The organism is Pseudomonas atacamensis (assembly GCF_017167965.1).
GTDB lineage: Bacteria > Pseudomonadota > Gammaproteobacteria > Pseudomonadales > Pseudomonadaceae > Aquipseudomonas > Aquipseudomonas atacamensis.
This window is the reverse complement of record NZ_CP070503.1, coordinates 189,337-215,899: the sequence shown is the minus strand read 5'-3', so window position 1 is coordinate 215,899 and position 26,563 is coordinate 189,337. Positions and strand designations below refer to the sequence as shown.

Sequence of the window (26,563 nt, the reverse complement as noted above, 5' to 3'; positions counted from 1 at the left end):
TTAACTTGCCCTGCTCCGCCGCCCTCGCGGCGTCCCGACAGAGCAGGAAACCAACATGACCGCCATTCCCAAAGCCAGTGCCGTCGATATCGTGACTCAGCTGGTTACCGGCCCCTCGCTGCAAGAAGTCGCATCAAAAACGCTGCGCGAAGCCCTCAAGACGTTGTATCCGAATCTCGACATAGACCCGCGTCTGGCGATGGTCGTGCAACCCACCTGGGCCATTGTGGAGGGTCGAGTAGTACCCGACGGGTATCAGGCTGGATCGCTGACCAACGCCCTGGTGCGGCTCGGCCTGTCCGGTACCACGGTGACGTACCTCGATGGTGAGCATTACCTGACCCTGCAACCCGGCGTGCCAGCCCCTGCGCATCTGCCGGTGAAGATCGATGCGATCGGCCTGTTGCTCAACGAACTGGCACCGCTGCTGTTCATCGCCTACAAGGAACAGCACGTCGACTACTGGGACGAGTTCACCTATCCCGGGCAACCGCGCTGGCAGCAATTGTCCGAGGCACTGCGCAACCTGTGGAACGTCGATGCCAGCGTCGGCTGGGATGCCGATGAAATCGCCATGGCCCAGGCGATTTTCAAACAGCCCGACCCGCAACAACGCCTGGCCCCCGCCCCGTACTCGGCAAAGGCATATCTGATTGATCTCGATCGGGGGAACGCCGACACGCAAAGCCACTTGACCCTGCTCGACGCCGCAGTGTTGGTCGGCAGCATCGCAGACCGTACGTTGATTCTCACCCACGCGATTACTCAGGGCTTTCAGCGTTTCGATTCACTGGAGGAACTCGGCGAGGCTCTGTTGCGGATATATGGCGCAAGCGCCTCGGGCGAAGATCTCAAGTGGCGGCTGGTCGAACCCCAGGGCAATTTCTTCGACCAGCAGGCCTGCACCCTGATTTCCCTGGAAGCGGATGCCTTGGGCAAAATCAGTTTTTTTCAGGACTCCCCTGATAAACGCGTCTATCCGCATACCGGCACGGCCGGCAAACCGGCACAACCGACACCGCGCCTCGAAGCGCACTTCGAGCGTTTACAGCCGATGCTTCCGGACTGGCTGAACGACGCCTTGCCCATCGATCAGACACGTTACAGCCGGCACCTGCTGGACCTGACGACGCTGCAGCACGAGAACAACGGCAAATCCTTTCAGAATGAAATCACCAGCCTGCAGGCGTTCACTCGGGCAGCGCTGATCAAACAGATTCTCAAGGAGCAGCCCGACGCCAAAGACCTGGACATCGACAACATCGAAATCACCATCACCAGTCTCGTGGTCTGGGGCACGTTTGTGTTGCCGGGAAATACTCAGACTCAGACATGGACGCTGACCGAGCTTGCCCTGCAAAACCTCGCCGGCCTGCCCTTGGGCAACAAGACTGTGCGGTACAAGGATGGCAGCCCCGTACCCGAGTGGATGAGCGCGACTTTTCTGGAGAAGCTGGTCAGCACGGTCGACATCGGCAAGACCTACCCGGCGCATCTCAAGGCCGTACTGATAGACGACTCAGTGCAAGCGTCACGGTTGGAAAGGCTGTATACCAGTCAGCTACGCGTCGAGCTGCCATTGCTGGCGTTGCAGCACAAGATCCAGGGCAGAGCCGGCATTGACGAATCGGGTTATCGATACGTGGTTGCCGCATTGGCCACGACTGACGCAGAACGCTACGTCGATGGCGAGGAAATCGTCATTCGCCCATTGGCGTTCGTGGCCCATCGCAGTCGCTCCACCGCAGACACTGTCGACAACATGTATGTCATAGGCCCGCGCGATGCCGACAAAGGGCCGTGCGTGCTGTATCGACCGTTGTTCGACAAGGCTCTGCTGCAATATCCGGGATTTGCCAATCTGCTCTTTGCGATCCAGCATTCGCGACATCTGCGCGATTCGGTACTGGCCTGGTTGCCGGACGATGTGCGCTTCAATTACAGCCAGTTCGTCTTCACCGCCAGGCTGCCGTCGGTTTGGACGATCCCGCAACTGATGATCAACCCGACCACAGCACTGGACATGTCCGGCGCGGTCGCGCTGGGCACTCAGGTGATCGCCAGCGATGTCCTCGCCACCCTGCACGAACGCAACGTCAAGGCGCTTGTCACTCAAGCCGACCGGCAATCGGTCTCCGATGCAGAAGCACGCTGGGCCTCGCTGAAACAGGGTGGATGGGTGATGCTCAATGCCGCACTGCCGTTTCTGGGCCGCAGCGTAGGTACAGCGGCGTGGATCTGGCAGATCATGGATGATCTGCAGGAAATCACCGACGGCGCCAACGAGCAATCGGCGAAAGTCGCCTGGACGGCCATCGCCGATATCCTTCTGGCGCTGGGCATGGTGCTCGCCCATCGTGCGGCAATCGGTGATGCGCCATCGACGCCCGTGGCCACGACGCTCGAAGAGGACACAGCGACGAGCAAACCTGCCGCCAGAATCGTCAAAGCGCTGCGCCAGCCGGACATCACCGGCCCGCAATTGACCGAAGCCCATGGCACATCGATCGACAGCATCACGGCGCTGAAACGATCCCCGTTGGCCCTCGCCAAGCTGTTGGATACGTTCAAGGTCGGCAAGCCCAAAGGGCTTGGCGCTGCCACCAGAGAGGGTGCGCAGCGAGGCCTCTACGCCCACGCAGACAAATGGTACGCCCGCGTCGGTGAACGCTGGTTCGAAGTCGCGCGCAACGCGCATGGCGATGTGCACATTGTCGATACGCGTCAGCCCACCCGACCTGCCGGACCCAGGCTGGCCTATACCGCCAACGGCCAGTGGGTAATCGATCTGCGCTTGCGTCTGCGCGGCGGCGGATTGGAAGAAGGTCGCCAAGCCGCGCAAGGCATAAGAACCAAGGAGGTGGCCGTATTGGCCGAGCAGATTACTGCGTTCGATTTGACGATGGAGAGCAAAGGGAGCCGTCTCGATGCAGACCGCAACAGCCTGCACGATGCCCCTGCGCAGGCACGCGAGCAAGCGCTTGCGCAGTACCTTGCCACGCTCGATTCACAGCACAACGAATATGCCGCAAACATTAAGCTGATCAAGAAACTCAACTGCAAGCAATCCATTCCCAACTACCGCACGGTAATGCCGGAGCGGTTGGACATGCAGTTGTTTCTGGGACAGGAGTGGCTGAGTAATAACGCTTCGGATTACCAGCAGCGGGTACTGGCGGTGCAGGCGATACTCGACGACGAACTGCGCAGCGAATCGCAGGCAGCCACCTCTGCGTTCGAACAGTTGAACGATGTCACTCAAACCATTATCGAGAAAATGGAGTCGGCTGAAGCCTGCATGAAGGAGCTCACCAGGCTGGGACCGGATGGCTTTGATGTAAAGCAGAAATACAACATCAGCCTTGCGCCCTACCCGCTGGATGATCTGAAGACTTTGCAGATCAGTCTCGGCCAGTACACCTGCATCAAGCCCGGCGATTCCACCGCTCATGTCGAGGCACAACAAGCGCTGGCCGGTCTGTTCGAAGATGCTGCGCTGAACGTTCAGAGTTCACGGGACCTGAGCGCCGATGAAAGCCTCAGTGATCTGCGCATACGCATCGACGCCCTGAGCCAGGTGAGCGAACAGTTTGCTTCCGTGGACAAGCGATTCGATGACCTGGCGAGTGAATATTCCGAACACATACACACGGAGCGACTCAAGCAGTTGCAGGCGCGAGTGGCCGCATTCAAGGAAAGCGCCGACAATCGACTCGCCGATCTGTTGCGCTACCGGCATTTACTGGTGCCGCAAGCCGGTCCGTCGAGACCTTCCACGTCATCTTCGAATCGGCAGATCATCAAGACGCGCAACAAGGGCATCCTGGTCGGCGAACGGAAAAAAAGCCTCGACGGCAAAGACACCGATCTGGTCGAGGTCAGTACAGCACTGACGAGAGTCATCGCGACATTCAAGGAGGAGTCGCCAGGTATCTGGGTCGAACAGAATGCACGGCCGGCACCGTCGCCAAAAGCCCGGCCCAACCTCAACAACAGCATCAGCGCAGGGCAGGCCTTGATCGACGGGCTGGCGGCGTTCCATCGGCGCATCGAGGCGCGCCTCAAACGCGGCTCGCGCATTCCGGTGGAAGTCGAAGAGGAATACCACAACCACGCCGCCCTGTTGCGCAAGGCCGGTGCCGCCATCGATGAAGCGTTGACGGCGAGTAACCTCACCGCTGCTCTGCATGAACCGTCCGAGACGCTCAACCACAAGCTCGACGCTGCGGCTACGACGCTGGAGGAAAAGGGCACCAGCACACGAATCCGTCTGGTCAAGCAACAACTACCAACAGCCGCCGGGGTCGAGTGGCTCAAGGACAAGGGCGAAGTGAACATTTCGAAAACCCTGACCCGACGGCGCCTGAGGCGCCATAAGAATGACTTCCTTGACGAGTATCAGATTCGTGATACGCATACCGACAAGGTCCTCTGCTATGCGCATTTCCATTACAGCAGCGCCGACGCGCCCGATGGCGCATTTTTGCGTGGACACATGAAGACAGTTGCCCAGCACCGCCTGGGAGGCACCTCTGAAATAACCGATGTGGATAATCAGAGGCTGATCGAAATCCATCGCAGCGAAATTTCCAGTCGCAGCGCCGAAACGCTGTTCTTCAATCTCGCCAAGCCTGCCGCAGACGCGACAGCGCCGCTTTGATTGCTGGCTCTGGTACAGCAGCGAACCCCAGCACCAGGCCGGCGCGCTTATCCATGGGCGTAGTCGAATCGGGGAGCCAGTAGCTGCTCAGGCCGTTGATTTCGACATCGACCTCAGCGGCCTGAGCGATCAATTGCTGCTCGCGCTCGATGCTGTCCACGGCGACGGTCAAGTGCAGCCCGGCCGGCACGGCGGGCAGTTGACCGACGCCGGCGACCGTCGGCCAGCCTTCGAGCAGGCAGTTGCGTCGGCTCAGCGCAGCCCGGCGCATGCGGCGGATATGCCGCTGGAAATGCCCGGCGGCCATGAATTCGGCCATCACCGCTTGCGTGCTGACCTCCGAGTGCCGCACATCGACGGCGCGGCGTTGCGCGAACGCCTCGACCAGCGCGGGCGGCAGCACCAGATAGCCCAGGCGTAACGCCGGAAAAGCGACTTTGCCAAACGTGCCGACATAGAGCACACGCCCCTGACGGTCAAGTGCCGCCAACGGTGCCAGCGGTGCGCCGGTGTAGCGATACTCGCCGTCATAATCATCCTCGACGATCCAGCCGCCGACACGTTCGGCCCAGGCGAGCAACTCCAGACGCCGGGCCAGGCTCATCACCACACCGGTCGGGTACTGATGAGACGGCGTCACGTAAGCCACCCGACAATCGCTGAGCTGAGCCATGGCGCTGCAATCGATGCCGTCGCTGTCCACCGCCACCCCATGCAATTGCGCCCCCGCTACAGCGAAGGCATGTCCGGCCGCGCGATAGCCCGGATTCTCGATCGCCACGCCGTCCCCAGGCTCGACCAGCAGCTGTGCACAAAGGCTGATGCCCTGCTGCGCGCCACTGGTGATCACAATTTGCTCAGCCGTGCACTGCATACCGCGCGAGCTGCGCAAATACGCAGCAATCATGCCGCGCAGCCGCGCGTCACCGGCCGGGTCGCCGTAACACAGCTGCTGCAGATCCGGTTTACGCCAGAAAGCCGCGTTGAGCTTGGCCCAGACCTCGAACGGAAACAGATCGAATGCAGGCACACCCACCCGAAAAGCACGCGGCGGACCGCTCGGTGGTCGCGGCAAATGATGCTTTTCAATGCGGGAAAATCCGTCGCTGTGGATAACTTTGCTGGATGAATTTACAGGTAAATCCAGCCAATTTGTGGATAAGGCTGTGGGTAAGGATGTTGACAAGCCTGTGGATGAATTTGTGGATAGTTTTTTCTCAGGCGTGGATGCCTGAGCCAATTGCGCCACGTAAGTACCGTCGCCCACGCGCCCTTCGATAAAGCCCTCGGCATACAACTGATCGTAGGCGCGCACCACGCTGTTGCGGGAAATGCCCAGCGCCGAGGCCAGATCTCGGCTGGCCGGCAATCGCGTGCCACTGGCCAGACGTCCATCCAGTACCCGCAGGCGCAGAGCCTGATAGAGCTGGCGGCTCAGGCCCTGACGGCGATCAAGCTCGATTCCGGCCGGATTGAAAGGCATCGACAAGGGTGGCAGATCAGGCATGGCGAATGGACCTATGAAATGGCTCAGCAATGGCTCTTACAACGGACCAATAGCCTGCCTAGGATGCAGGCATTCGCCAAGGAAAATCTGTCCATGTACACGCCACGCGCCTTTGCCATCGAAGACTTGTCCCAACTGCACGAACTGATCCTCGCCACGCGCCTGGCCATTCTGGTCAGCCACGGCGAAAGCGGCCTGCAAGCCAGCCACGTGCCGGTGCTGCTGCATCGCGAACAGGGCGAATACGGCACGCTCTACGGCCATCTGGCCAAGGCCAATCCGCAGTGGAAGGACCTGCGGGACGGCGCCGAGGCGATGCTGATCTTCGCCGGCCCGGACGCCTACGTCAGCCCAAGCTTGTATCCGAGCAAGGCCGAACACGGCAAGGTCGTGCCGACCTGGAACTACATCGCCGTGCACGCCTACGGCCAGGCCGAGACCTTCAGCGATGGCGGCCGGTTGCTCGACATCGTCAGCACCCTCACCGACCGTCACGAGGCAGGCCGTGCCCAGCCGTGGTCGGTGGACGATGCGCCAGCCGATTACATCGACACCATGCTCAAAGCCATCGTCGGTTTTGCCATTCCCATCGACCGCCTCGAAGGCAAACGCAAGCTCAGCCAGAACCGTAGCGCCGAAGATATCGCCGGGGTGCGCGAAGGCCTCGCCGCCAGCCCCGACGCCAACGACCAAACCCTTGCCAGCCTGATGCGCTAAGGATCTACCCATGACCCAGATCGACATTCGCCCGGTCAGCGCCAATGACCACGCCGCTTGGCTGCCGCTGTGGCAGGCGTACCTGCGCTTCTACAACACCGAACTGCCGGGCGCCGTCACCCAAAGCACCTGGCAGCGCTTTCTCGACCCGAATGAACCGACCCACGCCGCCCTCGCCTGGGCTGAAGGCAAAGCGTTGGGCATGGTGCATTACATCTATCATCGCTCGAACTGGAGCATCGAAAACTCCTGCTATCTGCAGGATCTGCTGGTGGTGCCGGAAGCCCGTGGCACCGGTGTCGGTCGGCTGTTGATCGAGCATGTCTACGCTACCGCCAAGGCAGATGGTTGCTGCAAAGTCCACTGGCTGACCCATGAAACCAACGCCACCGCGATCCAGCTCTACGAGCGCATCGCTGAACGCCCGGGCTTCATCCAATTTCGCAAGGCACTGTAAGGAGACGCGCACATGACCGCTTCACTCGCTGACTGGAAAGGCGTCCCCGCCCCCTGCGCCACCCTGCTCGAGGGCCGTTTCATTCGTCTGGAAAAACTCGACCCGGCGCGGCATGCCGAGCAACTGTACGCCGCCCTCGAAGGGCCCGGTGCCGATCCGAAGCTCTGGGATTACTTGCCTTACGGTCCGTTTCGCGAGCGCAGCGCGTTCAACGACTGGCTGAACAATCATGCGGCCAACAGCGACCCGTATTTCTTCAGCGTCATCGACCGCGCGACTGGTCAGGTGCAAGGCATCCTCAGCCTGATGTCGATCGTCCCGGCGCAGGGCCGCATCGAAATCGGCCACGTCACTTTCGGTGCGCCAATGCAACGCTCGCCGAAAAGCACCGAGGCGGTGTACCTGCTGGCCAAGTATTCGTTCGAGCTGGGTTACCGGCGCCTGGAATGGAAGTGCAACAACGGCAACGCCCGCTCCAAATACGCAGCCGAGCGTCTGGGCTTCAGTTTCGAAGGGGTGTTTCGCCAGCACATGGTGGTCAAGGGGCAGAACCGCGACACCGCGTGGTATTCGATTCTGGATTCGGAATGGCCAGCGATTGGTGCTGGGTTCGAGCGCTGGCTGAGCGATGAAAACCAGACGCCTGATGGCCAGGTGAAAGGCTTGGCCGAGTGCCGTAGCTGATCGTCACAAAGCCCCTGTGGGAGCGAGCCTGCTCGCGAAGGCGCTGTGGCAGTCACTGAAATATTGACTGACTGACCGCTTTCGCGAGCAGGCTCGCTCCCACAATTGGCGGGGTCAGGCTTATCGACGCAGCTTCTGCGCCAGCACCGCAATGTGCTCCGGGCCGATCCCGCAGCAACCACCCAGATGACTGGCGCCGCGCTGTTGCCAGTCCAGCGCCCAGTGCAGATACCCCGGCGGATCGAGATCGTCACGCAACGGGTCGAGCCCGTCGTTGGCCGTGGCTTCTTTCGGTTGCGGAGGAAACGCGTTGGCATACGCGCCGATATTGATCGTGACGCCGAGACGCTCAAAGGTTGCGCGCGCCGCGTCGATGGCAGCGCCAATCACTTCGGGCTGACTGCAGTTGAACAGCAGGGTTTCGACGCCAAGTTCAGTCGCCAGCGCAGCCGCTTCGGCTACCGGCTCACCGGAGCGCAGGCGTGGCACTTCATCGGTGTCTTCATCCTTGAGGGTGAACGACAGCCAGAACGGTTTGCCGTCCTTCGGCAACCCGGCGTGAATGGCCCGCGCCTCGATAATCGAACTCTGGGTTTCCGCCAGCCACAGATCAACATGCGAGGCCAGCCCATTGATCAGCGGCGTCAGCAGCTCGCTCACGCGATCCGCTTCGAACAGATCCGGACGATACGAACCAAACAGCGGCGGCAACGAACCGGCAACACGCACTGACTTGCCGGATGCCTGCACCGCCCGCCGTGCCAACTCCCCCGCCAGTGCAGCAAGCGCCTGGCCTTCAGCCGCAAAGCGCGCCTCGCCAATGTGAAACGGCACCACCGCGTAACTGTTGCTGGTGATCACGTCCGCGCCGCTGTTGATGTACGCGGCATGCACCGCTTCGACCGCCTGCGGCGCTTCACTCAGCGCCAGTGCCGACCACTCCGGTTGGCGAAACGGTGCGCCGGCGCGTTGCAACTCGCGGCCCATGCCGCCATCGAGAATGACCCTGTTCGCTGCGCCCATATGCTTTTCACTCATATGCTTATGAAAATAACTCACTATCAGAGTCGTTCTTATAACTATTTAATACGCACCACTCAGTTAATAACAACCTCTTTTTTCAACAGGAAGCGACTGTGAAACTCCAACCGCTATTGGCCCTGGGCCTGACCATTCTGGCCTCCACCCAAGCCTTCGGCGGCGCGACGCTGGACCGCGTCGAACAGAAAAAAGAGCTGGTCGGCGTGCTCATGGAAAGCTATCCGCCCTTCTCGTTTCTCAATGAGCAGAATCAACTCGACGGTTTCGATGTCGACGTTGCCAAAGCGGTGGCGGACAAGCTTGGCGTCAAACTGCGTCTGGAAACGCCGTCCTGGGACGTGATCGCCGCCGGCCGCTGGAGCGGGCGCTACGACATCTGCATCTGCTCGATGACCCCGAGCAAGGCCCGCGCCGAAGTGTTCGACTTCCCTGTCGAGTACTACGCCTCACCAGCGGTGATCGTGATCAACGCCAAGGACGAGCGCATCCACAGCGCCAAGGATCTGAGCGGCAAAAAGGTCGGCCTCACCAGCGCCTCCAGCTACGAAAGTTATCTGAACAAGAACCTGGTCATCGAAGGCGCCGAGGATACGCAGTTGGAGTATCCGTTCGAGGATGTGCAGATCGCTCCGTACGACACCGACAACGTCGCCTTCCAGGATCTGGGCCTGGGCGCCGGCGTGCGCCTGGATGCGATCCTCACCAATCTGGTCACCGCACAGCCGCGCCTGAATCAGGACCAGCGCTTCAAACTGGCCGGTGAACCGCTGTACTCGGAACCCAACTCGGTGGCCATCGAAAAGGGTGATCCGCAGTGGGACGCCAAGGTGCGCGAGGTGTTTGCCCAACTGAAACAGGACGGCACCCTGAGCAAGCTGTCGCAGAAATGGATCGGCGCCGATATCAGCCAATGACTTCCTTTCCGACCCCGCCCCAGCCACCGCAACCGGTGGCTGAAACACGCCTGCAAAAGCTCTTTGGTTTCCGAACGCGCCTGTACCTGACGTGGGCGGCGCTGTTCTGCCTGTTTGCCGGATTCTTCCTCAGCTTCGACCTGAAGTTCGCGATCATCCTCGACAAGCTGCCCAACCTCGTTGGCCTGAAGCTGGCGCCGAACGGCTTCCTGCAAGGCGCAGCGCTGACGCTGTTTCTCTGCGCATGCTCGATCATCGCCTCGTCGCTGCTCGGTTTCATCACCGCGCTGGCGCGCCTGTCGAACAGCGCCGTGGCATTTGGCATCGCCAGTTTCTACACCTCGTTCTTTCGCGGCACGCCACTGCTGATCCAGATCCTGCTGATCTACCTCGGCTTGCCGCAACTGGGCATCGTCCCCGGCGCCATCGTCGCCGGCATCATTGCCCTGTCGCTGAATTACGGCGCCTACCTGAGCGAAATCTTCCGCGCCGGCATCCTCGGCGTCGATCACGGCCAACGCGAAGCATCCTTGGCGCTTGGCCTGCGCGAAAGCGTGATCTTCTGGCGCATCACCCTGCCCCAGGCCATGCGCACAATCATTCCGCCGACCACCAACCAGTTCATCTCGATGCTCAAGGACTCGTCGCTGATCTCGGTGATGGGTGTCTGGGAAGTGATGTTCCTCGCCCAGTCCTACGGGCGCTCAAGCTATCGCTACATCGAAATGCTCACCACGGCGGCGATCATCTACTGGCTGATGTCGATCGGGCTGGAGCTGATTCAGGCACGGATGGAGCGGCATTACGGCAAGGCGTATGTGCGCCGTAGTTGAGGTGCATTCAAATGGTGTCCCGGCGAATCCGCACAACGCCCATTTTCATGCCGAACGGGCGGAACACCGCGTTCAGCGACTTCAGGGTCTGATTGCCTTCGCCATGTTCGATATGCACCAGCGTGCGCACTGAAATCTTGCACATCTTCGCGAACTGAGTCTGATGCAGACCGGTGACTTCGACCCGTAAACGGCGCACGGCGTCACCGATTTCCAGAGTGCCTTCGGCCAGCGCTTGCTGAATGCTTTCGATGAGCGCCGTGCGCTCGAGGACGGTCAGACTCATTGCAGGTCCCACTCTTTCAAACGTTGCTCGAGTTTTTTCAGATGAACGCTCGGGTGATTCATGGTTCTGGCGGGAAAACCGCTGGCGGCAAGAATATCCGGCAGTGCGGCCAGACGGCGGGCATCCGCGCGCAGGCCCTCGAACAGCGCCGAGGCATCCAGCCCCGCCAACGAATCGTGCGGATCTACGCTATCGGCCAATACGCGGCAGACACCTCGCCAATCGACATCGCCCGCCCGCTCCAACTCTCTTGGCCATTTGGTCGTACGAGTCACGCCTTCGTCATCCATGACCATCGGGGCAAGGTCATAAATAGGCGCGAGCTGGAAAGCGTTCTCTTGCCGGATGATCGCCGTATTACGACCGTGGTTATCGGAGTTTCCGAGGATTTTATTGATCAGGTCGCGACGCAGATAATCGGTGACGAGGCCGGCAATCTGGCTGGCCTGACCCGCTTTGCGCCAGAGCCCGGCGAGCATGCGGATCACTTCCAGATGATTCATGGCGCTGCCTGGCGTCGTCACTTCAGCCAGCGAATAAATCGATTCGACGGCAAAACGCGACACCGCTCCATCTTTCACTTGTCGATCAAAACGCCGCATCCACAAACTCGGTTTGTTCGCCTCTTCCAAGGCCAAGCCTTCTGCCGCGACCGTTTCGATGCCTAATGTCTGCAGCGCTTTGTAGTAATGGAATTCGCTGCGCAGGATGTCCTGGTCGGTCTGCCCGCCCCTGTTTCTGGCGAATTTCACGAACCAGTGCTGTCGCACTTCTTCATCGTCCAATACTGCATCGGGATACAGAAGCCCGGCGCTGTTCTCTGCCAGTAATAGCTTCGGAGCTTCACCACCTGCCCCCGTCGCGCCACCAATGGCCGCGCCTAGCTCGTAGGCATATTCAAGAAAGCGGTTGTCGCGGCTAATGACCTCCTCGCGCTTGAATCCGATCGGCTTCCTCTCATCGACTGCTTCCGCCGATTCCTTTATTCGCATGTTGCCAATGGGAGCCGGTGTACTGCGACCCAGCAGAAACAGATCGGCGCTGATCTCGGCGGGTCTTTCCTGACCCAAGCGGGCGAGCAGAAACCGCTTGGCTGCGCCTGCCGGTGCGATGTCGTGGACAAAGGCTGGCGTCTTCGCGCGCCGACCTTCCCAATCCAGCGGATACAGGGCACTCACGGCTTGGGAAAAAGGCGACCCGATCAACTCGATGTTTTCCACCAGATAGTCCGCTTCATAGCCAAAACTGCAGCGGCTTTCGAAGCCCTTTTCCGGATCATCGAAGTCAAGAATCATCGCGTCGTGCCATTGCCCGGCGGTGAAGATCTGGAGTGTCAGGTTGTACATGTTGATTCCGTATGCATTTAAATGCAGCTGGACGAGAGAAAACTGTCAATAAATGCAATATAGTGCATTCGCGGAGTTTCAGTTGCAGGATATCTGCAACAAAATGCAGTTCTATCTTAGCCATTGACAAGGTGCATGCAAAATAATGCAGGTAAGCGCCTGACCTCACTCCGATAAGAATGCGCTAACAGTACCAAGCCGTAGGAAAAAGAACCGGCGATGCTGCGTAAAAGCTCTGTTTGCGAAATCCCGCGAGGATTTTCGACAGAACGATCCGACGTCGCCTGCACAGCATCAGGAACCGACCGACATCGTTTTTTGCAACGCAGCAATAGAGTTGAGCCTTTCATACAAGGAGGTTGAACTCGATGCCTGCCCTACACAAATACCGTCCCCATCACCTCGCTTTGGCGATCGCGCTGACGATCGGATCTGCCGAGGCGTCCATCGAACAGCTGCCCGACGTCCAGGTTTCTGCGCAGATCAGCGAAGACAAAACCGCCAAGCCTCGAAAGAAGAAAACACCCACACCGAAAGTGGATCCTGATGACTTGTTTGCGATCAAGGAATTCATCGGCCCGCTGGAGCACACTTCTCCGTCGCCCACTCAGGCCTCTGACGCGCCTTCGGTCGATGCCGTACGCGCGACGGTTGCGATCGAGGATTTCAGTCCGGCCTTTTATGAAGGGCTGGAGTTTCCAGAGTTCGTAGTGGTGGAAACCGGCGATGAGGAATTCGATCTTGTCGACCCGTTTGAACGCGACATGTTGGCGATCACGACGCAGCGCTCTTTTGTCTCGAGCCCGCTCGAGAATATCGGCGGCGTATCCCTGCAACTGGGCGATGGAGATGACTTGCTGGTGATCAATAAGGGCGCCCGTTGGGACGGTCGCCTGGACGGTGGCAAAGGTGCGAACGGGTTGCTGTTCAATGCCGTAGAAGGCGGCGAGATCGGTGAGACGCGCAATTTCTCAGCCATGCGTATCGCACGTGGACAGTGGACCCTGCGTCACGCTTTCGAGGGTGATGCTGACGTCAAAGCCGACGCCGTGCTGCTCAACTACGCATCGATCAATGGTGTCGATGTCGACCCGGGAGCGGTTTTTGGCGGTTATGGACACGTGACGGGGCTATATGTCGCAGGAACCCTGCTTGCCAGCCAGCAACACGGCTCTCCCAATATCAAAGGCAATCTGACGCTCCATGAGGACGCTTTGTTTTCTTACGCCGTATCTGCCGACCGCGGCTCAGATCCCGTGCATGTTCAGGGCACCGCGAGCCTGGGAGGTGCGCGTGTCGAGATTTATGGCGTACCGGGCGACTACGCTCGTACCAATGAGTATCGGCTGTTGTCTGCAAACGTCATTGATGGCGAGTTCGGTGAGGTCACCACCAATCTGGCCTACATGACACCAACGCTCTCCTATGAGCCAAACGCGGTGAACCTGCACTACGTGCGCAACGATGTAGGGTTCGAACAACTGGCCCGAACACGCAGTGCTCGTTCGATTGCGCAGAGCTTGGATAATCGAGGGGCTTCCACTCAAGCTTTCGATATCGGCACCAACAGGGCCGTCGCCGCACTGCTGACCAGCGATAAAACCACCGCGCCCATCGCCCTCGATCAACTTGCCGCAGGCAGCAATGCCAACCTCGCCAAAGCCACGCTGAGCAGTATCACGCCGGTCAGTGCGAGCATGCTTTCGGCGATGCGGCAGCTGGACAATCATTCCGCCTCGACCTACGGCTCGCGCAGTTCACCGCGTCAGGCCGCAGGCAACGAAGACTCCGGGCGGGTGTGGATTCAGGCGTTGGGCCTCGGCGGCAAGGTTGATCGCGACGCTGACGGTATCCTCCAACATGCCACGCAAGGGCTGGTCGTGGGCGCTGACTGGCGACTCGACGAGCACTGGCATGTCGGCCTGCTTGGCGGCAAATCGCAGACGAAATTCGATGCCCGCCAGTACGACGGCGACCTCGACAGCTGGCACCTCGGCGCCTACGCCATGCGTCAGGATGGCCCGCTGTCACTGCGCCTCGGCGCGACCTACGCCAACCATGACGGCAGCAGCACACGGCGGGTCGCGTTCAAGGGTTTCAGCGATCGTCTCAAGGGCAACTACGACGCCCATACTCAACAGGCATTCGCCGAAGTCGGGTTCAATCTGGGCCGGGATAGCGTCACCCTCGAGCCCTACGCCAGCCTCGGCTATCAGCGTTATCAGCGCGACAGCTACAACGAAAAGGGTGGCGACGCGGCGCTGAAAGTCTTCGGTCAGACTCGCGACAACTTCAGCAGCACCTTTGGCCTGCGGCTTGCGCAGATCAATACGCTGGATAACGGCATGCATTTGACCCCGCGCTTGAGCGCAGGTTGGAAACATACCTTCGGCGAGATCGACAGCGACACCCGCCAGCAACTGCGCAAGGGCGGCAAGCGCTTTGAAGTGACCGGGGCGGCACTGGATCGGAACAGCCTCGCGGTGGATGCGGGGCTCGACCTTGGTCTATCGGCGGCGCACACACTGGGCGTGGGCTTAACGGGTGAGCTGGGTAATGACAGCCGAACGTATGGCGTGGCGGGTCAATGGCGCATGGCGTTCTGATGGATTAAGCACGCCTGCTGTGGGAGCGAGCCTGCTCGCGAAAGCGGTGGATCATGCAAAGATGCTATTGGCTGACCTGGCGCATCCGCGAGCAGGCTCGCTCCACATATGGTCCCTGATGACCTGAGAAGGTAGGAAAATCACAGGCAAAAAAAAGGGGAGCACATGCTCCCCCGAGGTTTAAAGCGTTGGATCGCGACTGTTATCTCAGCCTTCGATCTCGATGAGGATTTCGCCCGGGTTGACCCGGTCGCCCTTGGCCACATGAATCGCGGTGACCTTGCCGGCAATGGCGGCCTGGACTTCGGTTTCCATCTTCATCGCTTCGGTGATCAGTACCGCCTGGCCAGCCTTGACGGTGTCGCCCTCCTTAACCAGCACATCGACGATGTTGCCCGGCATGGTGGTGCTCACGTGGCCCGGCGCCGAGGCCTGTTTGCGTTTGCTGCTGCCGCCGCCAACGAATTCGTTGAGCGGCTCGAACACCACTTCTTCCGGCATGCCGTCGATGGACAGATAGAAGTGGCGCTTGCCTTCAGCCTTGACGCCGACACCGGTGATGTCGACGCGATAGGTTTCGCCGTGGACGTCGATGACGAACTCGGTCGGCACGCCTTCGCCGCCCGCCGAAGCAACGGCGCCCGCTTCCGGGATTGGCAACAGCACTTCCGGCGTGAGGGTGCCGGCGGCACGCTCCTCGAGGAACTTGCGGCCGATGTCCGGGAACATGGCGAAGGTCAGTACGTCCTCTTCGGATTTGGCCAGTGCGCCGATATCGGCACGCAGCTTGGTCATTTCCGGCTTGAGCAGATCGGCCGGGCGCACGTCGATGACGTCTTCGCTGCCGATCGCCTGACGGCGCAGTTTTTCATTGACCACGCCCGGTGCCTTGCCGTAGCCGCCCTGCAGATACAGCTTCACTTCATTGGTGATGGTCTTGTAGCGCTCGCCGGCCAGTACGTTGAAAAATGCCTGGGTGCCGACGATCTGCGAGGTTGGAGTCACCAGCGGCGGGAAGCCAAGGTCTTCACGCACGCGCGGGATTTCTGCGAGCACTTCGCTCATGCGGTTCAGAGCGCCCTGCTCTTTCAACTGGTTGGCGAGGTTGGAAATCATCCCGCCCGGCACCTGGTTGACCTGCACACGGGTGTCGACGGCGGTGAATTCGCTTTCGAACTGGTGGTACTTCTTGCGCACGGCATAGAAGTACAGGCCGATTTCCTGGAGCAATTCCAGATTCAGGCCGGTGTCGTACTCGGTGCCCTTGAGCGCGGCGACCATTGATTCGGTGCCCGGGTGGCTGGTGCCCGAGGCGAAGCTGGAGATCGCGGTGTCGATGTGGTCGGCACCGTTTTCGATCGCCTTGAGCTGGCACATGGCGGCCAGGCCAGCGGTGTCGTGGGAGTGGATGAACACCGGCAGCGACTGCTCGGCTTTCAACGCGCGCACCAGTTCACCGGTGGCGTATGGCGTGAGCAGACCGGCCATGTCCTTGATCGCCACCGAGTCGCAACCCATGGACTCCATTTGCTTGGCCTGGGTGACGAAGGCCTCGATGGTGTGCACCGGACTGGTGGTATAGGCGATGGTGCCCTGTGCGTGTTTGCCGGCAGCCTTCACCGCTTCGATGGCCACGCGCAGGTTACGCACATCGTTCATCGCATCGAAAATGCGGAACACGTCGATGCCGTTCACCGCTGCCTTGGCGACGAAAGCTTTGACCACGTCGTCGCTGTAATGGCGATAGCCGAGCAGATTCTGCCCGCGCAGGAGCATTTGCAGACGGGTGTTGGGCAACGCCGCACGCAGTTGGCGCAGGCGCTCCCACGGGTCTTCCTTGAGAAAGCGCACACAGGCGTCGAACGTCGCGCCGCCCCAGCATTCCAGCGACCAGTAGCCGACCTTGTCGAGCTTGTCGCAGATCGGCAGCATGTCTTCGGTGCGCATGCGGGTGGCGAGCAGCGATTGGTGAGCGTCGCGCAGGATGGTGTCGGTAACGAAGATCTTCTTAGTCATTGGTATCTCCTCATAGCGGCAAGCTTCAAGCTACGAGCAGCAAGAAAAAGCCAATGTGCTTTTACTTGCCGCTTGCAGCTGAAAGCTCGCAGCTGCTTCATTCATAGGCCTGCGTGGGCGGCGATGGCGGCGGCGATGGCCAGGGCCAGCTCTTCGGGTTTGCGCTTGATCGAGTAGTTGGTCAGTTCCGGGTGGCTTTCAACGAAGCTGGTGTTGAACTGGCCGCTACGGAACTCCGGGTTGCGCAGGATTTCCTGGTAGTAGGCGGCGGTGGTCTTCACGCCCTGCAGACGCATGTCATCAAGGGCACGCAAGCCACGGTCCATCGCCTCTTCCCAAGTCAGCGCCCAGACCACCAGTTTCAGGCACATCGAGTCGTAGAACGGCGGAATGGTGTAGCCGGTGTAGATTGCCGTGTCGGTGCGCACGCCCGGGCCGCCGGGGGCGTAGTAACGGGTAATTTTGCCGAAGCTCGGCAGGAAGTTGTTCTTCGGGTCTTCGGCGTTGATACGGAACTGCAACGCAAAGCCACGGTGCTGGATGTCTTCCTGCTTTACCGACAGTGGCAGGCCGGAAGCGATGCGAATCTGTTCGCGGACGATGTCGATGCCGGTGATTTCTTCGGTGATGGTGTGTTCCACCTGCACCCGCGTGTTCATTTCCATGAAGTACACCTCGCCCTCGGCGAGCAAAAACTCCACGGTGCCGGCATTCTCGTAACCCACAGCCTTGGCCGCACGAACCGACAGGTCGCCGATGTAGGCGCGTTGTTCCGGGGTCAGCTGCGGACTCGGCGCGATCTCGATCAGCTTCTGATTGCGGCGCTGGATCGAGCAGTCACGCTCGAACAGATGCACGACGTTGCCGAAGCTGTCGCCAAGGATCTGCGCTTCGATGTGCTTGGGATTGACGATGCATTTTTCCAGAAACACTTCCGCCGAACCGAACGCCTTGGTGGCTTCGGAGATGACCCGGGGGAAATTCTGTTCGAGTTCTTCGCGGCTGTTGCAGCGACGGATACCGCGACCGCCACCACCGGAGGTGGCCTTGAGCATTACCGGGTAACCGATGCGGTCGCCCTCAACCAAGGCTTCTTCGATGCCGGAGACGTTACCCTCGGTGCCGGGCGTCACCGGTACGCCGGCCTTGATCATGCTGCGCCGCGCTTCGGTCTTGTCGCCCATGCGCCGGATGACTTCCGCCGACGGGCCGATGAATTTGATGCCGCGCTCAGCGCAGATTTCCGCCAGCTCGGCGTTTTCCGACAGGAAACCGTAGCCGGGGTGCAGCGCATCGCAGCCGGTTTCCACGGCGAGGTTCACCAGCTTGCGCGGGTTCAGGTAACCGGCCAGTGGCTCGGCACCGACGCTGTGGGCCTCGTCCGCACGCTTTACATGCAAGGCATGGCGATCGGCATCGGAGAAAATCGCAACCGAGCGAATGCCCATTTCGGCGCAGGCTCGTACGATGCGTACGGCAATCTCACCACGGTTGGCGATCAGGATCTTTTTTATCACTTGGAAATTCCCTTGAGCCGGTGGCACCACGACCTGCTGGAGCCAGGTCGACGCGTGACCAAATGTTTCAATTCAGTCGCAGGTCCACACTAGCGCTGCTGAGGGATTAACAAAAATGAATAAAAATTGGGTCAGGCATAAGTAAACACTTATAGTCGGAACATCCGTGCACCGTGAGAGCCTGAATAAAATGCGTAAGTCGTTGATGCGTATGACATTGCGTCAGTTGCAGATCTTCAATGAGGTGTGTGATTTACGCTCCTACAGCCGCGCCGCCGAGGAAATGTCCCTCACACAGCCGGCGGTGAGCCTACAGATTCGTCAGCTTGAAGAGCTGATCGGTCAGCCGCTTTTCGACTATGTCGGCAAAAAACTCTACATGACCGAGGCGGCGGAAGCGCTCCAACGTGCCAGTCGCGACATTTTCGGGCGGCTGGAAAACCTCGATATGCAACTGTCGGACATGCAGGGTTCGCTGCAGGGTCAGCTGAAACTGGCAGTGGAATCGAGCGCGAAATATTTCGTGCCGCATCTGTTTGCTGCGTTCAAGCGCCAGCATCCGGAAGTCAATTTGCAGCTGACTGTGGTCAACCGTGGCCAGGTCATTCGCCGCCTCTCGGACAATCGCGATGATCTGGTGATCATGTCGATGGTGCCGCAGGACATGGGCCTGGAATTTCTGCCGTTTCTCAACAATCCGATTGTCGCCGTGGCGCGCCCGGATCACCCGCTGGCGCACATGGGCCCGCTGCGCTTGCAGGATCTGGAGCCGTATACGCTGCTGATCCGCGAGCCGGGCTCGGGCACGCGTCTGGCCTGCGAAGAATATTTCAAGGAAAAGCGCGTGCATTTCACCCAGACCCAGGAAGTAGCGTCCGCCGAAGCCCAGCGCGAATGCGTGGTGGCGGGTCTGGGCCTGGCGCTGTTGACGCGCCACGCCCTGAACCTGGAGCTGGCGACCGGCGGCTTGGTCGAGCTGCCGGTCGAAGAGTTGCCGCTGCTGCGCAGCTGGTGTCTGGTGCAGGCCAAAGCCAAGCGGCTGTCACCGGTGGCGCACGCCTTCCTGGCGTTTATCCGCAGCGAGCGGGCGCAGATTATTGCGATGGTTGAGCGTTTCGACGGGAAGCTGCGGGGCTCGCCTGCCAGTGCGTGATCTCGGGAAAATCGCCGATCTCGGCCTGAAGCTGGCGAAGTTCGAAGCGATCTTCGATTGCGCGGCGAAATTCCATGCGGCGCTGATCTTCCTGCTGACGACGGGTTTTCGCGGCGCTGTTGCGTTCTTCGTAGGGCTGAGCCATTTCGAGTCTCCCAGGGCGAGTACGGGAGTTTCACGATAGGCGTGGGGGATGACGATTTGGCTGCGCGGGGATGACAATGTGATGAAATGTGCGCAGGGATGTGCTGTTGTTGAAGACGCTTTCGCGAGCAGGCTCGCTCCCACATTTGATTCCGTTATGACCCAGAATTTATGTTCTCAGGAGATCTCCTGTGGGAGCGAGCCTGCTCGCGAACAAGGTCGGAACGACCTTGCTCAATCATCCAGGGCTTTCACGGCTTTTGGAGACAAACGCAAACTGCGCAGACTGCGCTTCACGCTTTTGAGGTGATTGACCAGGCTCGGCCCGCGCGCCATGGCCACGCCCATTGCCAGCACGTCGATCACCACCAGGTGGGCGATTCGCGAGGTCAGCGGCGTGTAGATCTCGGTGTCTTCGTGCACATCGATCGCCAGATTGACGGTCGACAGTTCGGCCAACGGCGTCTGGCTCGGACACAGGGTGATCAACGATGCCCCGCTCTCGCGAACGAGGTTAGCGGTGATCAGCAAATCCTTGGAGCGCCCTGACTGGGAAATACAGATCGCCACATCGGTAGGCTTCAGCGTCACAGCCGACATCGCCTGCATGTGCGGATCGGAATACGCCGCTGCGGTCAGCAGCAAACGGAAGAACTTGTGCTGTGCATCCGCGGCCACCGCACCGGAAGCACCGAAGCCGTAGAACTCGACACGCTGCGCCTGGGACATCAGCGTCACCGCGCGCTGCAACTCGACCGGGTCGAGCTTCTCGCGCACTTCCATCAGGGTGTGCAGCGTGGTGTCGAAAATCTTCAGACTGTAGTCGGCGACGGAGTCATCTTCGTGGATCGCGAACTGGCCGAAGCTGGCGCCGGCGGCCAGGCTTTGCGCCAGTTTCAGTTTGAGATCCTGAAAGCCGGAACAACCGATGGCGCGGCAGAAGCGCACGATGGTCGGCTCGCTGATGCCGACACTGTGAGCCAGGTCGGCCATGGAACTGTGCATCACTGCCGCAGGGTCAAGCAGCACGTGGTCGGCGACCTTGAGCTCCGACTTGCGTAACAGGTGACGTGACTGGGCAATGTGTTGCAGCAGATTCAAGGGGCTGGACTCTTCTTGTGGGCAAGGATGTAGCAAGCTTGTAGTTATACTACATGAATGGGCATTTTGCCTGCTCAATGCGTAACTCAATGTCCCGGCATCAGGCACGCTGCGGTGCATGTAGCCCTTACTGCGGATTTGCCTGATCACGCAAAAGCCCGGCCAGACAAGCAGCGTCTACCGGCCGGCTGATCAGATAACCCTGCACCTCGTCGCAGTGTTCGGCGCGCAGAAATGCCAGCTGATCCTCACGCTCGACGCCCTCGGCCACGACTTTCAGGGCCAGTCCGTGGGCCATGGCGATGATCGCGCGAGTGATCGCCGCGTCCGCAATGCCCTCGCTCAAGCCGCGAATGAACGCTTGATCGATCTTCACGTAATCCACCGGAATGCGCTTGAGGTAACTCAACGACGAATACCCGGTACCGAAATCATCGATCGCCAGTTTCACTCCCAGATCGCGCAATTGCTGGAACGTCGCAATGATGTGTTCGACGCTGTCGAGCAAATGACTTTCGGTCAGCTCCAGCTCGAGGTAGTGCGGCGCCAGCCCGGTTTCTTCCAGCACCTGCCGGACCAGACTGACCAGTTTGCCCTGACGCAGCTGATGCACCGACAGGTTCACCGACACGCGGATCGGCGCCAGGCCCTGGCGCTGCCATTCGCACGCTTGCCAGCACGCCTGGCGCAAAACGAATTCACCGATCGGCCCGATCAGACCGGTCTCTTCGGCCAGGCCAATGAAGTCCGCCGGCGGCACTTGGCCCATGCTCGGATGATCCCAGCGCACCAGCGCTTCAGCGGCATTCATGCGGCCGGTTTGCAGGCACAGTTTCGGTTGGTAGAACACCGTCAGTTGCTGTTCTTCAATGGCTCTGCGCAGGTGGTTTTCCAGCTGCAAACGTTCGAGTGTGCTGGCTTGCAGACTGTCGGTGAAGAACTGGAAATTGTTGCCGCCCAGATGTTTGGCATGCTGCATGGCCATGTTCGACTGGCTGACCAGCGCCGAGATTTCCCGCGCGTTGTCCGGCAACAGGCTGATGCCCATCGAAGCGCTGACTACCAACTCATGCCCGTCGACACTCAGCGGCAAACGCAGCTTGGCCGACAACCGCGTCGCCACCCGCGCCAGGCTCGACAGATTGCCGTAGGCATCGAACAGCACGGCAAATTCGTCACCGGACAGGCGCGCAATGGTGTCGGCTTCCGGCAAGGCATTGACCAGCCGCCGGGCCATCTTCTGCAGGAGCTGATCGGCGACTTCATGGCCGAGGCTGTCATTGAGCAATTTGAAGCGATCGAGATTGATGTGCAGCAACGCCAGACTGCGGCGCCCGCCCTGGCGCACCCGCTGATGGGCTTCGTGCAGGCGTTCGCGGAACAGTGAACGGTTGGCCAGGCCGGTGAGCTCGTCGTAATGGGTCAAATAGCGCATGCGCTCTTCCGAGGCCCGCCGCGCCGAGAGATCGGCGAAGAAGCCGACGATATGGCTGACATTGCCACGGCTATCACGCACGGCATTGAGTTGCAGCCACTGCGGATACAGCTCGCCGTTCTTGCGGGTTTCCACGAGTTCGCCCTGCCAACTGCCGTGCTGCTCCAGCGCATGACGGATCGCCACATAGTGACGACGGGCATCGCGGCTGCACGGCAACTCGACGACGTTGCGCCCGAGCATGTCGTCTATCTCGTAACCGGTAACCCGGCTGAAAGCCTGGTTGATCGCGATCAGCGCGTATTCCGGGTCCAGAATCACGATGCCTTCGCTGGCCGCTTCGAACACCGTCGCCGCCAGCCGCTGCTGCTCTTCAAGGCTTTTGCTGGCGCTGATATCGCGACGGGTGCCGACCATACGGATCACCCGGCCGCTGGCGCTGCGCTCCACGGCGCGGCCACGGTCCTCGATCCACACCCAGTGACCGTCGCCGTGGCGCAGGCGATATTCGACCTGATAATCCTCGGTGCGCCCCTTCAGATGCTCGACCAGGGCGAACTTGAGTGACGGCACATCTTCAGGATGCAGTCGTGGCTTGAGGTCGCGCAGCAGCGCCGTGACGTATTCCGGGGCGAGGCCGAACAGTTCCTGAATCTGCGTGTGATGGACCTCGTCGGTCTGCAGGTTCCAGTCCCACAATCCGAGCTCACTGGCCTTGAGCGCCAGCGCCAGGCGCGCTTCGCTTTTGCTCAGGGCCTGATTGGCGGCATCCAGTTCGCGGCTGCGCTGGGCCACGCGATCTTCGAGATCGACCTGCGCTTCACGCAACTGCGCCTCGGCACAGCGGCGCTGTTCGATCTCTTTGCCCAGCTCCTGATTGAGTTGTTCGCTGCGCGTCTGCGCTTGCTGCAAATGCTCGATCAGGTGCTGATTCTGGAAACGCCGAAGCAATCCACGGTCGATCAGCCGATTGACCTGCCACGCCACCACGCTCAACGAACCGAGCAGGATCAGACCCAGCCAGCCCCAGCCCCGGGCCTGATCGTCGCCGCCCCAGAACAGGTAGCCGATCGCTGGCAGCAGGCACGGCAAGGTAAACGAGAGGAACGCCGGCAGGCTCACCGCGTAGGCGACACTGGCGGACAGCGTTGCCGCGCCGATCAGGCCAAACACCCAGGCTTGCTGCATGAAGTTGTCAGCGGGTACCAGAGCGATGCCGGCTCCCGCCAGCGTCAGGCCGGTCATGGTCGAACCGAGCAGGAACATGCGGAACCAGATCGGCTGGGCCTGACGATCGGGAATCGCCGAATCGAACGCAGCTACCTGAATCACCCGCAGCGCGACCAGCGACAGCAGCCACACCAGCCAGACGCTGACCACGAAGTAGCGCTGCGGGCTCCAGAGCAAAGCGGCGCAGACCAGACCATTGATCAACATGAACAGCGTGGGCAACAACGAGCCCTGATACAGCAGACGCGTGCGCTCCACCGCCATTTCGACGGCATAGTGCTTGCGGATCACCCGGGGGTCCACGGAGGGCCCCGACAGTTCGGCGCTGAGGATCATGGGCAACGTTCTTGTTCTTATAGGAGGGCGTGCGCCCGAAACGTGCACGGAGCATACACAAGCCGATCCCGATGCCAAACTGCTGCCGATCACAATTGCGGGGAAATTTTCCGCCGCTTGCGCACCGCTGCAACCCCTCAGGCGAGACGGGCCGAAGCCTGCAGCCAGTGACCGACCGGTCGTCATCGGCAGCACTTTCATCGGCTAATGCAACGCACGGTTTGCCCGGGCCTGCGGCGCACCCTAGAATGCCCCGATGCGCGATGATCTCTCCCTTCTGCTGAACTCCCTCAACGATGCCCAACGCCAGGCCGTAGCAGCCCCCGTTGGCCGTCAGTTGGTCCTGGCCGGCGCCGGTTCCGGTAAAACCCGAGTGCTGGTGCACCGTATCGCCTGGTTGATCCAGATCGAAAACGCCTCGCCTCACTCCATCCTGTCGGTGACCTTCACCAACAAGGCCGCTGCCGAGATGCGCCATCGCATCGAGCAGTTGCTGGGCATCAACCCGGCCGGCATGTGGGTCGGCACCTTCCACGGCCTCGCGCACCGCTTGCTGCGGGCGCACTGGCAGGAAGCGGGCCTGAGCCAGACCTTCCAGATTCTCGACAGCGATGACCAGCAACGTCTGGTCAAGCGGGTGATCCGCGAGCTGGGCCTGGACGAGCAACGCTGGCCAGCGCGTCAGGCGCAGTGGTTCATCAACGGCCAGAAAGACGAAGGTCTGCGGCCGCAACACATTCAGGCCAGCGGCGACCTGTTCCTGGCCACCATGCGCGGCATCTACGAAGCCTACGAGGCGGCGTGCCTGCGGGCTGGCGTGATCGATTTCTCCGAACTGCTGCTGCGCGCGCTCGATCTGTGGCGCGATCACCCCGGCCTGCTGGCGCACTACCAAAAGCGCTTCCGGCACATTCTGGTCGACGAGTTCCAGGACACCAACGCCGTGCAGTACGCCTGGTTGCGCCTGCTCGGCAAGGGCGGCGACAGCCTGATGGTGGTCGGCGACGACGACCAGTCGATTTACGGCTGGCGCGGGGCGAAGATCGAGAACATCCATCAGTACTCTTCCGACTTCCCGGACTCCGAGACGATTCGTCTGGAGCAGAACTACCGCTCCACCGCCGGGATCCTCAAAGCCGCCAACGCGCTGATCGCCAACAACACCGGGCGTCTCGGCAAAGAGCTGTGGACCGACGGCGGCGACGGCGAAGCGATCAACCTGTACGCCGCGTTCAACGAGCATGACGAAGCGCGCTACGTGGTAGAAACCATCGAAAGCGCGCTGAAAACCGGTCTGGCCCGTAGCGATATCGCCATTCTGTACCGTTCCAACGCCCAGTCGCGGGTGCTTGAAGAAGCCCTGCTGCGCGAGCGGATCCCGTACCGCATCTATGGCGGACAGCGCTTCTTCGAACGCGCGGAAATCAAGAACGCCATGGCGTACCTGCGTTTGCTTGAGGGTCGCGGCAACGACGCGGCGCTGGAGCGAGTGATCAACGTACCGGCGCGGGGCATCGGCGAGAAAACCGTCGAAGCGATTCGCGAGCATGCGCGACACAGCGACGTATCGATGTGGGAAGCGATGCGCCTACTGGTGGCCAACAAAGGCCTGACCGGTCGCGCCGCGAGTGCGCTCGGTGCGTTCATCGAACTGATCGAGAACCTCGCTGCCAAGTGCGCCGAGATGCCGCTGCACCTGATGACGCAAACCGTCATCGAGCAGTCCGGTCTGATCGCTTATCACGAAGCGGAAAAAGGTGAGAAAGGCCAGGCCCGGGTGGAAAACCTTGAGGAACTGGTCAGCGCCGCACGCAACTTCGAGAACACCGAAGAGGACGAAGAACTGACGCCACTGGCGGCCTTCCTCGGCCACGCTTCGCTGGAGGCCGGCGACACTCAGGCCGACGAGCACGAAGACAGCGTTCAGCTGATGACCCTGCACAGCGCCAAAGGCCTGGAATTCCCTTACGTGTTCCTCGTGGGCATGGAAGAAGGCCTGTTCCCGCACAAAATGAGCCTGGAAGAACCGGGGCGTCTTGAAGAGGAACGGCGTCTGGCTTACGTCGGTATCACCCGGGCGATGCAGAATCTGGTCATGACCTACGCGGAAACCCGGCGCCTGTACGGCAGCGAAACCTACAACAAGGTGTCGCGTTTCGTCCGCGAAGTGCCGAAAGGCCTGATTCAGGAAGTGCGCCTGTCCAATAGCGTCAGCCGACCGTTCGGCGGCAACCAGTCGATGAGCGGCAGCAGCCTGTTCAGCGGCAGCGAGATTCCGGAAACCGGTTTTGTGCTCGGTCAGGCCGTACGTCACTCGATCTTCGGCGAGGGCGTGATCCTCAACTTCGAAGGCTCCGGCGCCCAGGCCCGGGTGCAGGTGAACTTCAGCGAAGGCAGCAAGTGGCTGATGCTCGGCTATGCCAAGCTGGAAGCGATCTAACCACCGGCACTGAACCCATGTGGGAGCGAGCCTGCTCGCGAAAGCGGTGTGTCATCAAGCATTCGATTGCCTGACACGACGCCTTCGCGAGCAGGCTCGCTCCCACAGATTATGCGGCGCAAAGGTAACAATCCCTCTGA

Annotated in this window: 18 protein-coding genes; 9 read left to right on the top strand and 9 right to left on the bottom strand. The window is 60.5% G+C overall.

Annotation, left to right across the window (positions count from 1 at the left end):
• Positions 1-55: 55 nt before the first annotated feature.
• Positions 56-4,660 carry a dermonecrotic toxin domain-containing protein gene (locus JWU58_RS00985; RefSeq protein ID WP_206421357.1) on the top strand — a complete coding sequence of 1,535 codons (4,605 nt, stop codon included), beginning with the start codon at positions 56-58 and terminating at the stop codon, positions 4,658-4,660.
• Here JWU58_RS00985 and pdxR read toward each other — a convergent pair.
• Positions 4,617-6,167 (bottom strand): MocR-like pyridoxine biosynthesis transcription factor PdxR, encoded by a 1,551-nt coding sequence (gene pdxR / locus JWU58_RS00980; protein WP_206421356.1) that lies wholly within the window; start codon positions 6,165-6,167, stop codon positions 4,617-4,619. The genes JWU58_RS00985 and pdxR overlap by 44 nt on opposite strands.
• Before the next feature lie 93 nt (positions 6,168-6,260).
• Here pdxR and JWU58_RS00975 point away from each other — a divergent pair, with 93 nt between their 5' ends.
• From JWU58_RS00975 to JWU58_RS00965, 3 genes are read left to right on the top strand one after another with little or no spacing between them, the layout of a single operon-like run.
• A complete protein-coding gene (locus JWU58_RS00975) occupies positions 6,261-6,884 on the top strand; it encodes an FMN-binding negative transcriptional regulator (RefSeq protein WP_073471070.1) in 624 nt (207 codons plus the stop codon).
• Between the two features lie 10 nt (positions 6,885-6,894).
• Positions 6,895-7,341: a GNAT family N-acetyltransferase gene (locus tag JWU58_RS00970; RefSeq protein ID WP_123441876.1), complete on the top strand. Its 447-nt coding sequence runs from the start codon at positions 6,895-6,897 to the stop codon at positions 7,339-7,341.
• Between the two features lie 12 nt (positions 7,342-7,353).
• On the top strand, positions 7,354-8,025 hold the full coding sequence (locus tag JWU58_RS00965; RefSeq protein ID WP_206421355.1) for a GNAT family N-acetyltransferase: 672 nt from the start codon (positions 7,354-7,356) through the stop codon (positions 8,023-8,025).
• A 120-nt stretch (positions 8,026-8,145) separates the two neighbouring features.
• On the opposite strand, the gene JWU58_RS00960 is transcribed toward JWU58_RS00965, so the two are convergent.
• Positions 8,146-9,048: a homocysteine S-methyltransferase family protein gene (locus JWU58_RS00960; protein ID WP_206421354.1), complete on the bottom strand. Its 903-nt coding sequence runs from the start codon at positions 9,046-9,048 to the stop codon at positions 8,146-8,148.
• Between the two features lie 113 nt (positions 9,049-9,161).
• On the opposite strand from JWU58_RS00960, the gene JWU58_RS00955 reads away from it, so the two are divergent.
• Both JWU58_RS00955 and JWU58_RS00950 read left to right on the top strand, forming a co-directional pair.
• Positions 9,162-9,980: an ABC transporter substrate-binding protein gene (locus JWU58_RS00955; RefSeq protein ID WP_206421353.1), complete on the top strand. Its 819-nt coding sequence runs from the start codon at positions 9,162-9,164 to the stop codon at positions 9,978-9,980.
• Positions 9,977-10,813: an amino acid ABC transporter permease gene (locus JWU58_RS00950; RefSeq protein WP_041476583.1), complete on the top strand. Its 837-nt coding sequence runs from the start codon at positions 9,977-9,979 to the stop codon at positions 10,811-10,813. Before JWU58_RS00955 ends, JWU58_RS00950 begins: the two co-directional genes overlap by 4 nt.
• A 7-nt stretch (positions 10,814-10,820) precedes the next feature.
• Here JWU58_RS00950 and JWU58_RS00945 read toward each other — a convergent pair whose 3' ends face one another.
• Positions 10,821-11,099, bottom strand: coding sequence for a helix-turn-helix domain-containing protein (locus JWU58_RS00945; protein ID WP_039757273.1), 279 nt, complete (start codon positions 11,097-11,099; stop codon positions 10,821-10,823).
• A complete protein-coding gene (locus tag JWU58_RS00940; protein WP_206421352.1) occupies positions 11,096-12,445 on the bottom strand; it encodes a HipA domain-containing protein in 1,350 nt (449 codons plus the stop codon). Before JWU58_RS00940 ends, JWU58_RS00945 begins: the two co-directional genes overlap by 4 nt.
• Positions 12,446-12,813: 368 nt before the next feature.
• Between JWU58_RS00940 and JWU58_RS00935 the strand changes: the two genes are divergently transcribed.
• Entirely contained in the window at positions 12,814-15,051 is a 2,238-nt protein-coding gene (locus JWU58_RS00935) for an autotransporter outer membrane beta-barrel domain-containing protein (RefSeq protein ID WP_420893273.1), read from the top strand.
• Between the two features lie 207 nt (positions 15,052-15,258).
• Here JWU58_RS00935 and oadA read toward each other — a convergent pair whose 3' ends face one another.
• Both oadA and JWU58_RS00925 read right to left on the bottom strand, forming a co-directional pair.
• Entirely contained in the window at positions 15,259-17,067 is a 1,809-nt protein-coding gene (gene oadA / locus JWU58_RS00930) for a sodium-extruding oxaloacetate decarboxylase subunit alpha (protein WP_122506268.1), read from the bottom strand.
• Positions 17,068-17,168: 101 nt separating this feature from the next.
• Positions 17,169-18,584 (bottom strand): acetyl-CoA carboxylase biotin carboxylase subunit, encoded by a 1,416-nt coding sequence (locus tag JWU58_RS00925; protein WP_024014853.1) that lies wholly within the window; start codon positions 18,582-18,584, stop codon positions 17,169-17,171.
• Between the two features lie 190 nt (positions 18,585-18,774).
• On the opposite strand from JWU58_RS00925, the gene JWU58_RS00920 reads away from it, so the two are divergent.
• Positions 18,775-19,737 (top strand): LysR family transcriptional regulator, encoded by a 963-nt coding sequence (locus tag JWU58_RS00920; RefSeq protein ID WP_016772452.1) that lies wholly within the window; start codon positions 18,775-18,777, stop codon positions 19,735-19,737.
• Here JWU58_RS00920 and JWU58_RS00915 read toward each other — a convergent pair.
• The 3 genes from JWU58_RS00915 to JWU58_RS00905 form a co-directional block, all read right to left on the bottom strand.
• On the bottom strand, positions 19,679-19,882 hold the full coding sequence (locus JWU58_RS00915) for a PA3496 family putative envelope integrity protein (protein WP_081489844.1): 204 nt from the start codon (positions 19,880-19,882) through the stop codon (positions 19,679-19,681). The two genes, JWU58_RS00920 and JWU58_RS00915, sit on opposite strands and share 59 nt — an antisense overlap.
• 233 nt (positions 19,883-20,115) lie before the next feature.
• The gene (hexR, locus tag JWU58_RS00910) at positions 20,116-20,982 is read right to left on the bottom strand and encodes a transcriptional regulator HexR (RefSeq protein WP_007962240.1); all 867 of its coding nucleotides are present in this window, start codon (positions 20,980-20,982) and stop codon (positions 20,116-20,118) included.
• Between the two features lie 127 nt (positions 20,983-21,109).
• Complete coding sequence (locus tag JWU58_RS00905; RefSeq protein ID WP_206421351.1) at positions 21,110-23,983, bottom strand: GGDEF domain-containing phosphodiesterase; 2,874 nt, start codon at positions 23,981-23,983, stop codon at positions 21,110-21,112.
• Positions 23,984-24,239: 256 nt separating this feature from the next.
• On the opposite strand from JWU58_RS00905, the gene uvrD reads away from it, so the two are divergent.
• A complete protein-coding gene (gene uvrD, locus JWU58_RS00900) occupies positions 24,240-26,423 on the top strand; it encodes a DNA helicase II (RefSeq protein WP_206421350.1) in 2,184 nt (727 codons plus the stop codon).
• Positions 26,424-26,563: the final 140 nt, after the last annotated feature.

Excerpts from the sequence above, each read along its gene's own strand:
- JWU58_RS00985 (WP_206421357.1), top strand. The coding sequence starts at position 56 with ATGACCGCCATTCCCAAAGCCAGTGCCGTCGATATCGTGACTCAGCTG.
- pdxR (WP_206421356.1), bottom strand. The coding sequence starts at position 6,167 with ATGCCTGATCTGCCACCCTTGTCGATGCCTTTCAATCCGGCCGGAATC.
- JWU58_RS00975 (WP_073471070.1), top strand. The coding sequence starts at position 6,261 with ATGTACACGCCACGCGCCTTTGCCATCGAAGACTTGTCCCAACTGCAC.
- JWU58_RS00970 (WP_123441876.1), top strand. The coding sequence starts at position 6,895 with ATGACCCAGATCGACATTCGCCCGGTCAGCGCCAATGACCACGCCGCT.
- JWU58_RS00965 (WP_206421355.1), top strand. The coding sequence starts at position 7,354 with ATGACCGCTTCACTCGCTGACTGGAAAGGCGTCCCCGCCCCCTGCGCC.
- JWU58_RS00960 (WP_206421354.1), bottom strand. The coding sequence starts at position 9,048 with ATGGGCGCAGCGAACAGGGTCATTCTCGATGGCGGCATGGGCCGCGAG.
- JWU58_RS00950 (WP_041476583.1), top strand. The coding sequence starts at position 9,977 with ATGACTTCCTTTCCGACCCCGCCCCAGCCACCGCAACCGGTGGCTGAA.
- JWU58_RS00945 (WP_039757273.1), bottom strand. The coding sequence starts at position 11,099 with ATGAGTCTGACCGTCCTCGAGCGCACGGCGCTCATCGAAAGCATTCAG.
- JWU58_RS00940 (WP_206421352.1), bottom strand. The coding sequence starts at position 12,445 with ATGTACAACCTGACACTCCAGATCTTCACCGCCGGGCAATGGCACGAC.
- JWU58_RS00935 (WP_420893273.1), top strand. The coding sequence starts at position 12,814 with ATGCCTGCCCTACACAAATACCGTCCCCATCACCTCGCTTTGGCGATC.
- oadA (WP_122506268.1), bottom strand. The coding sequence starts at position 17,067 with ATGACTAAGAAGATCTTCGTTACCGACACCATCCTGCGCGACGCTCAC.
- JWU58_RS00920 (WP_016772452.1), top strand. The coding sequence starts at position 18,775 with ATGCGTAAGTCGTTGATGCGTATGACATTGCGTCAGTTGCAGATCTTC.
- JWU58_RS00915 (WP_081489844.1), bottom strand. The coding sequence starts at position 19,882 with ATGGCTCAGCCCTACGAAGAACGCAACAGCGCCGCGAAAACCCGTCGT.
- JWU58_RS00905 (WP_206421351.1), bottom strand. The coding sequence starts at position 23,983 with ATGATCCTCAGCGCCGAACTGTCGGGGCCCTCCGTGGACCCCCGGGTG.
- uvrD (WP_206421350.1), top strand. The coding sequence starts at position 24,240 with ATGCGCGATGATCTCTCCCTTCTGCTGAACTCCCTCAACGATGCCCAA.